Below are 13,602 nucleotides of genomic sequence, written 5' to 3' on the forward strand. Positions count from 1 at the left end.
AAGCCCGACCCGTTCGCCAGGAAAGCGATCCAGATGAAGGCGGCGATGTTGATTGCCAGGCCGAACAGGGCGGGACGGCGCTCGCCCCACTTGTCGGTCACCTTGCCGACGGTAACGGCCATGATGATGACGGGTGCCGCCGCCCACAGAATGGCAACGCCTGCCTCCAACGCGCCCATGTCCAAGACATGCTGCAGGTAGAGCGCGCCGAGAATGTAGATCGTCGTCTTGGAGAACTGACCGGTAAAGATCAGAAGGTTGGCCGTCGCCAGGGTGCGGTTGGCGAAGAGGTCGACCTCGATAAGCGGCGCGTGGCGGCGCAACTCGATCACGACGAAAGCGATCAGCGATAGAGCGCCACCGGCGATCAAGATGAGGATAGCGGGCGCATGCCAGCCCCACTCCGGCCCCTGCATCAACCCCATCACCAGCATGCCAAGACCGGCGACCAGGGTGATCAGGCCCGTGCTGTCGAAACGCTCGGTCTGGGGCGTGCGCGGCGGATCGCGCCATACCGCCAACACCACAAGCGCGATGACCAGGACGATCAGCGGATTGACCCAGAAGATCCAGCGCCAGGTGAGGAACTCGGTGAAGAGGCCGCCCAGCAGTGGTCCCGATGCCATGAAACACGACCCAATCGACCCGTAGATCCCGAGCGCCACGCCGCGTTCCTCCGGCGGGAACACCATCATCATCATCGCCATCGAGCCTGGCAGAATGATCGCCGCGCCGACGCCCTGCAACGCGCGTGCCGCGACAATCCATGCTTCGTTCTGGGCGAACCCGGCGGCCAGCGACGTCACGGCGAAGATGGCAAGACCGAGCATAAAAAAGCGTCTGAGCCCAACGATATCGCCCAACTTGCCCATCGCCGCGGCAAGCGCAGCGAACACCAAGAGATAGGCGTTAACGACCCAGTGGGACGCCGTTTGGCTTAGATCGAGGTCCTGCCGGATGGTCGGTAGCGCGACACCGACGATGGTCTCGTCGAGCACCATGAGGCCCAACGAGGCACCCATGGCCCCCAGCACCCACCATTTCTTGCTGCTGGTCTCGGTCAATCGCCTTGCCCCCCAATGCGATGCCGGCGCCAAGCCGGAAGGGGACTGTGTCACGAAAAAAGGGCGAAGAACACCGGACGCGGCACCACTCGGAACCGTGTCGGCCTGTTGAACGTCAGCGGCAGCTAGTCGAGCAGCGCGTCTTTCACCCAGGTCTGAAACGCATGGACGCAATGCTCACTGTCGCCGGGCTCGCCCGGTTTGGTGAAGAAGCGGCCCTGATAGTAGCCGCGTGACTTGATGCCGCGCTGCACGCCCTCGTTCAACGCGGCGTCCTCTGGACCCAGGTTGTTGTTGAACCAGAACTCCGAACCGCGCGTCGTCGGGTCGTCGGATTCACCGGGCACGTCGTAGTACGGGTTCTCGACGACGGAGGTCTCCGGACCGGTCGGGCGCATCAGGAAGGTCGAGATCATGTTGGCGTAAGGCCAGGAATAGATGATCCAGTCAGGCCACATATAGAGCGTGATGAAATAGGGCGTCTGGCCACCCTGGCCGTCGTCGGGGAACGGATAGACGCCGGTCTTGTTTTCGCCCGGCGGCGCGATGATGGCGAACCAGTTCTCGTGCACCTCAAGCTTGGTGCCGGCCATGTCGATGATGTCGCAGAGCTCGCGATGACAGGGACCGGAGTTCGGGAAGTGATAGCCTTCGATCGCGTTCTCGACGACGACCTTCCAGTTCGCCTTGATCTCGAAATCCTTGCCGCTGGCCGGCACGACACGATCGACATCCGGGAACCACTTGTAGATCGCCTCCTCCATACCCGGCGCCCATTCGTTCATCGGTTTGGCGTCGCGGTCCAGGTTGACGAAGATGAAACCGCCGAATTCCTGCACGCGCACCGGCTCCAGACCAAAATCGGCCTTGTCGAAACCGGCGACACTCTCGCAGTTGCGCGCAGCCCTCAGCCCGCCGTCCAGCCCATACGCCCAGGCGTGATAGGGGCACGTAATGACGGCTTTGACGTTACCCTTGCCCTGCAACAATTCGTGGGCGCGATGCTGGCAGACGTTGTGGAAGGCCTTGAGATGGCCGTCGGTGCCGCGAATGACAAAGACACCCTGACCCTGCACATCGACGGTCGCGTAGTCGCCACGGTTCGCGACCTCGCTCTTGTGACAGACGACGCGCCAGGACCGATGGAAGATCTTCTCGACTTCCTCGGCATAGACTTCCGGCCGGAAGTACCATGGCGACGGCAACGTGAACGACGTGCCGGCGTCTTCGGTAAAGTTCTCGGTCGCGAACGCGTTGACGGTGGCCATGGCCTACTCCGCAGGCATGATCGATTATTGAATGATCGTACAAAAACCGCTTCGGCTGTTCAAGCCATGCGGCAAACTGTATGGCTTGTGGACTCCAGCGGAACGTTGCGGCCGATCGATGCGCGTACCCGCCGGATGGGGGTATCGCCGAATGACGAGCGCATCGCCATCGAAAGCCGTGTTGTGGCGGAGCCTGATAGCCGTCATCGGCGGATTGACCGTCGCATCGATGACCGGCGGTTTCAACGCGCCCTTGTTTGCGACACGCCTCGACGAAATGGGGGTCGACGACTGGCTGATTGGCGCCAGCACCGCGGCCAACGCCATCGGGCTTTTTGTTGTCGCGCCGTTCGCACCGGCGATCATCGCACGCTACGGCCTGGCGCCCGTCATGATCGTGACAACGCTGCTCGAAGCCGTCCTCTATCTCGCCTGCACCGTCGTGACGGGCTTCTGGGGCTGGACGATCATTCGCCTTGCCATGGGCGCCATTGGTGGCGTCTTGTGGATTGCTGGCGAAGTCTGGATTACCCAGACGGCAACGGACGCGATCCGTGGCCGCGTGCTGGCGATCTACAACGCCTGCTTCAGCCTGGGCAGCGCGGTCGGGCCGAGCGTCCTGTCGATTGTCGGTTATGCCGGTGCGACTCCGTTCATCATCGCGACGGTGATCACCGTCGCGTCGGTGCTGCCCATCATCTGGGCCCGCAAACTGGCGCCGCAAATCGAGGACGAACGGCGCGGCGACGGGCTGCTCGGCATGACGAAATCGCTCCTGACGCCACTGCGCCTGGCGCCGGTACCGATGATGTTCAACCTCAGCTACGCGCTTGTTTTCACCGCACTTTGGACCTTTCTGCCGGTCTATGCGGCGGATACCGATTTGGATGTCGACCGCGCTTTTCAGCAACTCACTGCCTTCGCGATAGGCGGCATTGCCCTTCAATATCCGATCGGCTGGCTGTCCGACCGGGGCGACAGCCGGCTTGTCGGCGCATGCCTGATCGGCGGTAGCTTTCTGGCGCTGCTTGTGATCGACGTCTTCATCCATGTGCCCGTGCTGGACTTCGTCTATTTCTTTGTCCTGGGCGGCCTGGTCAGCGGACTTTACGTCGTGGCGCTCAGTCTGATTGGCGCGCAGTTCCGCGGCTCGTCACTCGCCACCGCGATCACCGTCTATACCCTCATGTGGAGCGCCGCCAGCGTCTTCAGCCCGCCCTTCGTCGGTCTGGCCAACGACATCGTCGGACCCGATGGCCTGCCGCTATCGATGGTTCTGTTTACCGCGGTGTTCCTGCCCTTCGCCGTGGCAAGCTGGCTGCGGCATCGGCGATCCTAGGCACACGGCAACATGAGGATTGCCGGTGCGTGGCCGGCCGGGGATGGCACCAAGCGACAACGCATCGCGCCATTGCAAGTTAAGAATCACTTGCAATTGGCTCTCGTGTTCCGCTAAGGCTCAGGGCCAGTCGATTGCGAAATCAGGGGACACACAATGAGTTCTGCCGACGCTAAACCGGCTCTTAACAATCTAGTAAACGGCGAACTGGCTTCGGCCCACCTCTACTGGCAGGCAGCAGGCTGGTGCTTCGACCGGCACCTGGACGGTTGCGGCGAGTTCCTGTTGGCGCACGCTGACGAGGAACTGACGCATATGCGTAAGATGATGCGCTTCATGATCGACAGCGACATTACGATAAGACTGGACGCGCTGCCGGAGCCAGCCGTCGACGTCGATAGCGTGCTGGCCCTGTTCGAGAAGATTCTGGCTCACGAACAGAAGGTCACTGACTCCATCGGCCATGAGGTCAACAAAGCACAGGCCTGTGGCGACCACAGCACGTTCGAGTTTCTGCAATGGTTCGTCATGGAACAGCGCGGCGAAATGAAGTTGTTTCGCGACATCGTCGACCGCATCAAGTTGATCGGTGACGGACCCCAGGCGCTCTACTTCATCGACCAGGAAGTCGCGGGCATTGGCGCTTCGGCCGCGGCTATGGATCAAGCGGCCCCCAATCCAACCGCTGTGGCCTGAGATCGCCGTAGCATGATGGTGCCGTGATGCGGCGCCTTACCTGATCAGTGCCGTGCAGGATTCGCCGCCCCATTGGCGGCAGGTGCGTCGTGGCCCGGCGATTCCTCTCATGAAATTTCGGCACGACGCATCGCCATAGCAACGGCGTTGTTGCGAATCATTCTCAATTTCACTTAGGATGGGTCTTAAGGGCGAACCGCGGGAGGGGCGGCATCCGCCCGGTCATTGTTGGGAGAGACGGCTCCATGTTCGCGCGATTTTGGATTTTGCTTTCGATTTTGGTTCTGCCGATCAGTGCTTTCGCTGATGGCGAGGAGGAACGAGAAGAACTCGTCGACCCGCCGGCGGTTTACAGCAACGACGGCGTCTTAACCACGCACCTCACCGTCGCGCCGCACACCATCGAAGTCGGCGGCAAGAAGGTCACGACCCATCTCTATAACGGCCTCTTCATTCCGCCGACACTGACGTTGAAGCCCGGCGACACGCTGGTCCTTAACCTTCACAACTACAAGGACTACCCGACGAACCTGCATTATCACGGGACAAACACGTCACCGCTGGGCAACTCCGACAACGTCTACGTGATCGTCGATCCGAACGTGACGTTCATGTACGAGGTGGAGTTTCCTGAGGACCATCCCAAGGGTCTTTTCTGGTACCACCCGCATTATCACGGCTCGACCGAGTATCAGATTGGCAGTGGCCTGTCGGGCCTGATCAGCGTCGAGGGCGTGCTCGATCCCTGGCCGGAACTGAAAGATATCAGGCAGCGCAACATGGTTCTGCGCGATATCCAGATTGTCGACGGCAAGGTGCCCAATCCGCCTGATCCCGGCAATCCGACCATGCGCATGATCAATGGTCAGGTGAACCCGACCATCACAATTCGTCCCGGCGAGATTCAGTTGTGGCGTGTCGGCAATATCGGCGCCGACATCTTCTACGATCTAGAGATTGAGGGTCACAAGATCTATGAAATCGCCCGCGACGGCTTCAACACGAACCAGCTCGTCGAATACGATCACCTGCTGCTGCCGACCAGCGGCAGGACCGAGTTCCTGATCGTCGGCGGCGAGCCCGGCGAGTACATCTTCAAGACCCGCGAGATCAACATGGGCCCGGCTGGCGATCCCCACCCCGAGACGGTGCTGGGCACGCTTGTCGTCAGCGGCGACCCGGTCGTCGATGGTCCTGCATTGCCGACAGAGTTTCCGCAGGTTACCGATTTGCGTGACGTCGAAACGTGCTGCGCGCGGACGTTCGACATGTCGGAGACCGCCGATGGCAGTCAATTCTGCATCAACAATGTCGGCACCAACATGGACGTCATCAACACGACGGTTCGGATTGGCTGCGTTGAAGAGTGGACGATCAATAACTGCACGGGCGAGATGCACTCGTTCCATCACCATCAGCTGCAGTACCAGGTGATCGAGATGAATGGCGAGCCCGTCGAGTTCACCGGTTGGCAGGACACCGTCCATGTTCCCTACCGGTCGGCGACCGACGAATTCCCGAACCGTTGCAAGTGCGATGCTGACGGCAACTGCACGGACTGCACGTGCCCGACGGCCGAGGATCCCCACGGTTCGGTGAAGGTGCGCATCTCCTATGAGAACCCGGTTATCGAAGGCAAGGCCGTCTACCACTGCCATATCGGCGAACATGAAGATGCCGGCATGATGCAGACGATCAACATGCGGACGGACGCGGGCCGGTGCGAGGCTGGTACGCCGTCGAACATCGATCGCGAGAGCATGTCGACAACCGACCGCGCGACGTGCAAGCCGCGCGACGACGATCACGACCACGCCGCCCTACCGGACAGCGGTCTGCAGTTGGCGCAGACGCTGCTGGCGCAGTTGGAGCAGGACCTCGACAACAGCCTGTGTCTGGCGTCCAACGACTACGCCCAACCGACAACGTTGACGACACAGGGCAACGTCATCTCGATCGTCGATCAGAGCACCAATTGAGTGCTACTAGCCCGATGAGAAAAAGCCATGCCGCCGTCTGTGCGGCATGGCTTCTCATCGCAGCGACCTTTATGGCGCCGACGGCACCGGCGGCGGGCGACGACGGCGCGGCAACACTGCGCGTCGCCATCGGCGGCCCGTTCGAGCTTGTCGATCAGAACGGCGAGGTCCGCAGCGACAGCGACTTCCGCGGTCAGTTCATGCTGGTCTATTTCGGCTACAACTGGTGCCCCGACATATGCCCGACGACGTTATGGCAGGTGTCGGCCGCGCTCGACAGATTGGGCGAACAGGCCGGGCAAGTTCAGCCGATTTACATAACCGTCGATCCGGAACGCGACACCGTCGACTCGATGAAGTACTACGCCTCCCACTTTCATCCCTCGCTGGTCGCGCTTACGGGAAGTCAGGCCCAGATCGCCGACGTCGCGAGCGCTTATCAGGTTGAGTATGCGAAGAGCGGGAACGTCGATGGTGATGACTACTATGTCGATCACACGGCTTACGTCTTCTTGATGGACCCTTCGGGCAATTTCCTGCGCCTATTCAGTCACGAGGCTCTGGCCGAAGAAATCGCCAGCGGCGTGCTAGACTTCATGTGACCGGGCTGGCCCGGCGTCACACGTGCATCGCGCGTGCCGCCCAGCGATGGAAGCAGTGGGTTGGCTGTTCCATGACCGGCGTCAGGACGCCGCCGTCGAAGCCGGGTGAGGCTCGGCCAACCTGCATGCCTTCGCACACGCCCTGGTCCTCGGCAAAGATCTCGTTCCAGCCTGCGGTCACCTGACGGCGGACGCCGTCATAGTCGGGGCCCAAGGGCGCTTCGCCGACGTAGTAGATATCGAAGGTCTCGCTGACCCGCCCGGCGCCGTCCGGCAACAGGCGCACCGCATAGAAGTGGTCGAAGTGGATACCGAGCAGGATGTTGGGGAACAGCGCCACGTACTCGGCCCGCGTCGTCCACTCCTCCGGCAGGTCGGGGAACACCGGCAGCGCGGGTCCGCCGCGTTCAGGGCTATAGACCAGACTGCCCTGGCCGGCGAACCGGTCGTCGACGACGATGTCGTAGTGGTCTTCCAGCCGCGAATAGCTGTTCAGGCCCGGATGCACCATCGGCAGGTGATAGGCCTCGCAATAGTTCTCGACCGCCAGCTTCCAGTTGCAGTCGAGGTCGAACCCGATCACCGAATCCGCGCCGCCATGGCGAATGAGACTCTGATCGAACATCGACCAACGTTCGGCGAGCGGACGGATGAAGTCGTCGAACGACACGCCGTCACCTGACAGGTTGACAAAGATCTGGTCGAACCAGACGGCACTCCTGACCTGCTTCAGACCGAATTTGCCGCTGTCGAAACCCTGGCAGGTATGAATGCCGGACCCACCGACATGGGGCGTCGTGCGCAGCGCGCCGTCGAAGCCATAGGCCCAGTTGTGATAGGGGCACGTCAGGACGGCGCCGGCGTGGCCCGCCTCGGTCACCAGGGTCATACCGCGATGGCGACAGACATTGTGGAAGACGTTCACTGCGCCGTCGCGCGCACGCACGAAGAAGAGCGGCATGCCGAGCAGGTCGACCGGCCGAACATCGCCGGCTTCCGGCACCTGGGACGCCCGCCCGATGGCAACCCACGAGCCCGCCCACATGCGGTCGCGCTCCAGAGCCAGATAGGCGTCGGAGGTATAGGCCTGGTTGGGCAGGCCGCGCGCCTCGCCCAGAGGCGCTTCGATCGCCGCCAGATCCGGCAGTTCAAGAGACGGGTTATCGAGTGCAGGCAAGACAGACATCGCGCGTTCCCAGCTGAAGTCCTCACAGCAAACCATGATTAGGCGTCAAAACGCGATTCGAGAGAACTTCACAAATACTCAGCAAGGCCATACGCTGAAGTTATGGATCGTCTGCGCCGAAATCTGCCGTCGCCGACCGGTTTGGTCACCTTCGAGGCCGCCGCAAGGCACCTTAACTTCACGCGGGCAGCGGAGGAGCTGGGGGTCTCCCAGGCCGCCGTGAGCCGCCAGATCAAGGCACTTGAGGGCAATCTGAACGTATCGTTGTTTCACCGTGCCGCACGTCGGGTACGCCTGACCCGCGAAGGCGAGCGCCTGCGCGACGCGGTCGCCACCGGCCTTGGCCATATCGCGACCGTCGCCATTGACCTGCGGCGTCAGGGCGACAGTGCCGGCGTCGCGGTCGCCACCAGCACCGCCTTTATGTCGATGTGGATGATGCCCCGGGTCGGCGAGTTCCGCGCTGCGCATCCGGACGTCGCACTGCGCCTGGTGGCGGCCGACCCCTATGTCGACCCGCAGACAGCAAGCGTCGATCTAGCGGTGCGGTTTGGCGATGGCGCCTGGCCTGGCCTGGAGGCCGCGCGCCTGTTCGACGATATCATCATGCCCGTTTGCAGTCCGGGGTATCTAAGCGAGCGCAAACCGCTTCGCGAGCCCCAGGACCTCATCCGCGAAACCCTGCTGCACCAGGACGAGATCGATCCCGACTGGGTCCCGTGGCGGACATGGCTGGCGCCCTTCGGCGTGACGCCACCTCCGGCGCGCGGCGGTCTGAGCTTCAACAACTACGCCAACGTCATACAGGCGGCGCTGGACGGCCAAGGCATCGCACTGGGCTGGGCACGCCTGATCGAAGGGTCGCTGAGGCGCGGCGCCCTGGTGCGCGCCATCGAAACGACGACCCGCTCAAGCCAGGCCCATTATCTGGTGATACCGCGCGATCGGCCGCTGGCCCCGCAAGCCCTCCTGTTTCGCGACTGGTTGCTTGCGACGGCGGCGCGCGAGCCGAACCCCGCTGACGATCTTCCCGATGCCTACGGCAGGTCTTAGCTCGCGATCGCGACAATCAGACACGTGACCGCTGCGACGCCGATCACCGGCAAGGTCAGGATCATGCCGCCGACGCGGGCCGCGGGGCGGCGCGTCAGTGTCGAGAGTGCGAGGCCGTGCATCAGCCGACCGAGCACAAGGGCGACACCCAAGATGTAAATCAGGAAGGAAGGCGCACCGCCCAGTTCCGCGAAGGCCATCAGGATGAGCGCGATCGGGACATACTCGCCGAAGTTACCGTGGGCCCGTATCCGGCGCGTCAGCAACTCGTCACCGCCATCACCCAGGTTGACCGAGGCTGCGCGGCGGGTGCGTATCACGTTGGCCGTCAAGAGGACGTATCCGAGCCCCAACAGGCCGGCAAAGAACGCGGTGATCATCATGACAGTCTCCCGACCTCCAACAAAGCTGATGCTTAGAACCTACGCTACCCAGGCGGCTCACGATCACCCATGCGGAATCTCAAGGTCCGGTGATGTCGCCAATGATCAGCCACACGTGGCTTGCCTCGCCTTCCTTGAACGTGCTGTTGACGACGGCGACCGCATCGCCGTCGACCGCCAGTTTGCGCATGAGCAGGCCCTGCAGGCTGCCGTTGACGCCCAGATCCAGATCGGCGGCACCGGGGACAACGGCAGCTTCGGAGAAGCTCTCACCGCCATCCCGCAACAGGCTGTAGCCCAGGCCCAGCGGCCGCCCACCATAGTGCGGATACCGTTCCCACATGATCATCACCGTTCCATTGGTGCCGAGCGCGAGGGAGGGAAACGCCGCGCTGGCGATTGTACCGTCGAAGGGTTTCGGCACACTGCGCGGGACCTCAAACTCCCGTCCGCCATCCATCGATCGCGCGTAGGCGATTCTGTAACGCCCATAGAAACCACCGGCGCTCTCGGCAAAAGCCAGATGCAGAACGCCGTTGTGATCGAAGGCGAGCTTCGGCGCGTCTGAATGGCCGACGGTGTCGGCCGCGATCACCGGTCTGTCGAAGGTGTCGCCACCATCCACCGACGTTGCGACACGGATATCAGCGCTTTCGTCCTCGCCCACCGTCCAGGCCAACGCGATCATACCGTCAGGCGCCACCGCCAGCGACGGGCCGCGCGCGGGGCCGCCATCCTCGAATGTCGCAATCCCGAGGGCTTCGCCAAACGTCGCGCCACGATCGTCGGAGCGCGCGAACCACAGATTGCCCTCGTACTCGGTCCAGGCTGCGTAGAGTGCGCCACCAGGGCCCAGCGCCAGATCCAAGCTGCCGTTGTTCCAGCGACGCGGCGTCAGCCGGCCCTTGCCCTCACCGGCCAGACTGTTGGTCAGGTTGACCGGCGTGTCGAAGGTCGCGCCGCCATCGCCGGAGCGCGCGAAGAAGATCTCGCCGCCGTGGGAGCCGCCGGAAAAGACGATCTCCTGCCACAGCACATAGACGTCGTCGGTGCCGTCATCGGCGAACGCTACGCGCGGCAGCCAGGAAAAGATGCCAGGGCTGCGGGACACATCGACCGGCGTCTGGAAACGTCGTGCGCCGTCGGGGTCATAGACCTGGAAAAGCACGGCGTGTCGCGCCTGATCGACCCAGACCACGCCGATTTCGCCGTCAGGGCCAATCGCCGGCGACGGATCGTCGACATAGCGGAAATCGGAATCGTTCTGGCGCCAGGGCCCCTTATGGCCTTCGCCTGACGCGACCTCGATCGGGTCTTGCCACGTGACCACCGGCGTCTCCGCCAGAGCTCCGGACAAACCGGCGACGAGGCAAGCAAACGCCGCCGCACACAGAGCAGCCGGGGTCAGCCAGGCAGATTTCATCATCGCATCACCATCCGTCAGCCCCCTCGCCCCGTATCATAACCGTTGATCCGGCCGCTCACGCGGCTTTGTTGGCGACGTGAACGGAGCACACGTTGTCCAGCGCGCCACCTTGCTTACGTCTTGGCGCAGACGCCTTTGCTCCCAGGGGACCCGACGTCATGAACCGTTCCGCCGTTGCCATCTACCGAGAGACCGCCGGTTTCGGCCCGCGCATTCGACTCGGTCTGTTGTCGTTCCTGACGGTCGTCGCGGTTCTCATTTCGCTTGCCGCGCAGGCAGGCTCGCCGGCCGACGACGTCGCGACATCCTCTGGCCTGCCGGAAAGCTTGAGCAAAATGGGTTGGTCGGTTCTGGAAGTCCCCGGCAAGCAGACCGCCGAGTTCAGCTATGCCGGTTCCGGCACCATCGACATTCGCGCCGACAACGCCGTTGCCTTCCTCTATCGGCCGGTCGACGAGGATACCGCCGACATGGGCCGACTGGGCTGGACTTGGCGGGTTGACCAGGCGGTGCCGCCAACCGATCTGTCGCGCGACACTGGTGACGACCGTTCGCTTGCCGTCCACATCGTCTTCCCCGCCGGCCACGACTCCCTCTCGTTCTGGGAGAGCATCGAGAACACCATGACCGAACTGGTCGCGCCACCGCTCGCCGGCAAGGTGCTGACCTATGTCTGGGGCGGCAATCACCCGGAAGGCGTCCTGATGGAAAACCCGCACTTTGGCGACCAAGGCGCAATGGTTGTCCTGCGCAGCAGTCAGGAACCGACCGGGCGATGGTTCATGGAGGAAATCGACTTCGAAGCCGATTTCCAGGCGGCCTTCGGTTACGCGCCGCCCGCACCGATATTCGTCGCGATCTCCGCCGACAGCGACGACACAGGCAGCAAGACGGCCGGCGCGGTCGCCGATCTGACCTTCATGGAGTGACCTTGGCGCAGACCGCACCATCAGCAAGGGAGACACGCGACGACGACGAGCGACTGAGCCGCTTGAGCGCGAACGCGCGTGCCAACCAATGGCATGCGGACGACGCCATCGACTGGAACCGTGGTCCGCGGTTGCCGTTCTGGGTCTCCAAGGAGAAGGCGCGCCGAGCCGTCAGCCAACTCTATCACGGTGAAATCGCCACCAGCGGCATGTGCCGATCGCTGCTCAACGCGATCGACGATGAGATTGTTCGCGATTGCCTCGGCTACCAATTGGCGGATGAGTTACGACACGCGTCCGTCTATGCGCGCTATCTCGACGGCATCGGCGGCATCGCGCCGATGGACCCAAATCTCGAACGCGCACTGTCAGAATCTCAGGACGGCCCGCTTCAGCCCGTCAGCACGATCCTCGCCTTCCACATCATCGTCGAGGGTGAGGTCTTGCGCCAACAGGAGATGCTGGCGCGGCTGCTGCCCTGCCCCCTGCTACGCCAGATCAACCGTCTGGTCGCCCGCGATGAAGCGCGTCACGTGGCGTTCGGCAAGATCTACCTGAAGTCCGTTCTGGCAGATCAATCGTCTGACAAACGCGCCGAACTCTACGCGTGGCTTCACCGTATCTGGTCTCAGGCCACGGCCTTCGCCGCAAACGACCGGTCGCGTCGTAACGCACTGGAGCGCGCGGCTCTCACGTGGCTGCGGGGCGGCTGGCGGCACCATGACATCGCCTTGCGCCGCATTGGTGTCAGACCGCGTGATGCCTGGACGGCAGCCACATGATCTCCGTCATCATACCAACCTTGAACGAGGCCACGCGCCTGCCCGCCTTGCTGTCGCGCCTCGGCCAGGAACCAGTGGACCACGAGGTCATCGTCGTCGACGGCGGCAGTGATGATGCCACCCCGTCCATCGCCCTCGACGCAGGGGTCACGCTTCTGCAAAGCGATCCGGGCCGCGGTCAGCAATTGGCGCGCGGCGCGCAGGTGGCCAACGGTAACGTGCTGCTCTTCCTGCACGCCGATTCCCAGTTTCCCGCGGACGGGCTCGTCGCCATCGAGCAAACCTTGGCGCGTGACGCCACGTGTGTGGGCGGCAATTTCCGCGTCATCTTCGACGGTGACACGTCGTTTGCCGAATGGCTTACCGGCTTCTACGCGTGGTTTCGCGCACGTGGCCTTTACTATGGCGACTCCGGCATCTTCGTCAGGAGCCGTGTCTATCAGTCCATCGGTGGCATCCGTCCGATCGATCTGATGGAAGACTACGATTTCAGCCGCCGCCTTGAACGCGCAGGCAAAACCTGTTGCCTGGATGAACCAGCACTGGTGACGTCATCGCGACGTTTCGAGGGACGTTCGCCGACAGCAATTGTTGCCGGCTGGCTCCTGCTGCATGGCCTCTTTCACCTCGGCATCTCGCCGCGCCTGCTCGCTCGTTACTACGCCTGGCAGTGCCGGCGCCGTCGCCAGCGCACACCGATCACACCACAACACGGCGTGGAGAAAGCATGACACTGACCCGTCGCAACATACTAACGCAAGGCGCGCGCGCCGTCGGCATCGTCGCATTGAGTCTGCCGCTCGCCGGTATCGCCTCCTTCGAGGCCTTGTTCGCGCCGAAGGCGGAGCTATGGCCGCGCTGGCAGGCCCACGACCCCGCCGCAACCGCCACGATC

General features: G+C 62.9%; 13 protein-coding genes. 8 read left to right on the plus strand and 5 right to left on the minus strand.

Going from position 1 to position 13,602, the window contains the following annotated elements; all coding sequences use genetic code 11:
• Window positions 1–1,064 (minus strand): MFS transporter (locus AAF563_24435; GenBank protein ID MEM7124446.1); only part of this gene is annotated, 1,064 nt, incomplete at its 3' end.
• A gap of 125 nt (window positions 1,065–1,189) precedes the next feature.
• Window positions 1,190–2,332, minus strand: a complete 1,143-nt coding sequence (locus tag AAF563_24440; GenBank protein MEM7124447.1) for an aromatic ring-hydroxylating dioxygenase subunit alpha — start codon at window positions 2,330–2,332, stop codon at window positions 1,190–1,192.
• A 151-nt stretch (window positions 2,333–2,483) separates the two neighbouring features.
• Here AAF563_24440 and AAF563_24445 point away from each other — a divergent pair, with 151 nt between their 5' ends.
• From AAF563_24445 to AAF563_24460, 4 genes are all read left to right on the plus strand, one after another.
• Complete coding sequence (locus AAF563_24445) at window positions 2,484–3,671, plus strand: MFS transporter (protein MEM7124448.1); 1,188 nt, start codon at window positions 2,484–2,486, stop codon at window positions 3,669–3,671.
• A 156-nt stretch (window positions 3,672–3,827) separates the two neighbouring features.
• Window positions 3,828–4,367, plus strand: coding sequence for a ferritin (locus AAF563_24450; protein ID MEM7124449.1), 540 nt, complete (start codon window positions 3,828–3,830; stop codon window positions 4,365–4,367).
• Window positions 4,368–4,612: 245 nt separating this feature from the next.
• On the plus strand, window positions 4,613–6,346 hold the full coding sequence (locus tag AAF563_24455; GenBank protein MEM7124450.1) for a multicopper oxidase family protein: 1,734 nt from the start codon (window positions 4,613–4,615) through the stop codon (window positions 6,344–6,346).
• Window positions 6,347–6,360: 14 nt separating this feature from the next.
• Window positions 6,361–6,948, plus strand: a complete 588-nt coding sequence (locus tag AAF563_24460; protein ID MEM7124451.1) for an SCO family protein — start codon at window positions 6,361–6,363, stop codon at window positions 6,946–6,948.
• Window positions 6,949–6,964: 16 nt separating this feature from the next.
• Here AAF563_24460 and AAF563_24465 read toward each other — a convergent pair whose 3' ends face one another.
• A complete protein-coding gene (locus AAF563_24465; protein MEM7124452.1) occupies window positions 6,965–8,134 on the minus strand; it encodes an aromatic ring-hydroxylating dioxygenase subunit alpha in 1,170 nt (389 codons plus the stop codon).
• A 102-nt stretch (window positions 8,135–8,236) separates the two neighbouring features.
• Between AAF563_24465 and AAF563_24470 the strand changes: the two genes are divergently transcribed.
• A complete protein-coding gene (locus tag AAF563_24470; GenBank protein ID MEM7124453.1) occupies window positions 8,237–9,187 on the plus strand; it encodes a LysR substrate-binding domain-containing protein in 951 nt (316 codons plus the stop codon).
• On the opposite strand, the gene AAF563_24475 is transcribed toward AAF563_24470, so the two are convergent.
• Complete coding sequence (locus tag AAF563_24475) at window positions 9,184–9,570, minus strand: MAPEG family protein (protein ID MEM7124454.1); 387 nt, start codon at window positions 9,568–9,570, stop codon at window positions 9,184–9,186. The two genes, AAF563_24470 and AAF563_24475, sit on opposite strands and share 4 nt — an antisense overlap.
• 79 nt (window positions 9,571–9,649) lie before the next feature.
• A complete protein-coding gene (locus tag AAF563_24480; GenBank protein ID MEM7124455.1) occupies window positions 9,650–10,996 on the minus strand; it encodes a sialidase family protein in 1,347 nt (448 codons plus the stop codon).
• A 158-nt stretch (window positions 10,997–11,154) separates the two neighbouring features.
• Between AAF563_24480 and AAF563_24485 the strand changes: the two genes are divergently transcribed.
• The 3 genes from AAF563_24485 to AAF563_24495 are packed head-to-tail and all read left to right on the plus strand — an operon-like array spanning window position 11,155 to window position 13,438.
• Complete coding sequence (locus AAF563_24485; GenBank protein ID MEM7124456.1) at window positions 11,155–11,925, plus strand: DUF3047 domain-containing protein; 771 nt, start codon at window positions 11,155–11,157, stop codon at window positions 11,923–11,925.
• A 2-nt stretch (window positions 11,926–11,927) separates the two neighbouring features.
• Complete coding sequence (locus AAF563_24490) at window positions 11,928–12,707, plus strand: ferritin-like domain-containing protein (protein MEM7124457.1); 780 nt, start codon at window positions 11,928–11,930, stop codon at window positions 12,705–12,707.
• Window positions 12,704–13,438, plus strand: a complete 735-nt coding sequence (locus AAF563_24495; GenBank protein MEM7124458.1) for a TIGR04283 family arsenosugar biosynthesis glycosyltransferase — start codon at window positions 12,704–12,706, stop codon at window positions 13,436–13,438. The genes AAF563_24490 and AAF563_24495 overlap by 4 nt, the downstream gene beginning before the upstream one ends.
• The last annotated feature ends 164 nt before the right edge of the window (window positions 13,439–13,602 follow it).

This window comes from Pseudomonadota bacterium (assembly GCA_039028155.1).
Taxonomy (GTDB): Bacteria; Pseudomonadota; Alphaproteobacteria; order SP197; family SP197; genus JANQGO01.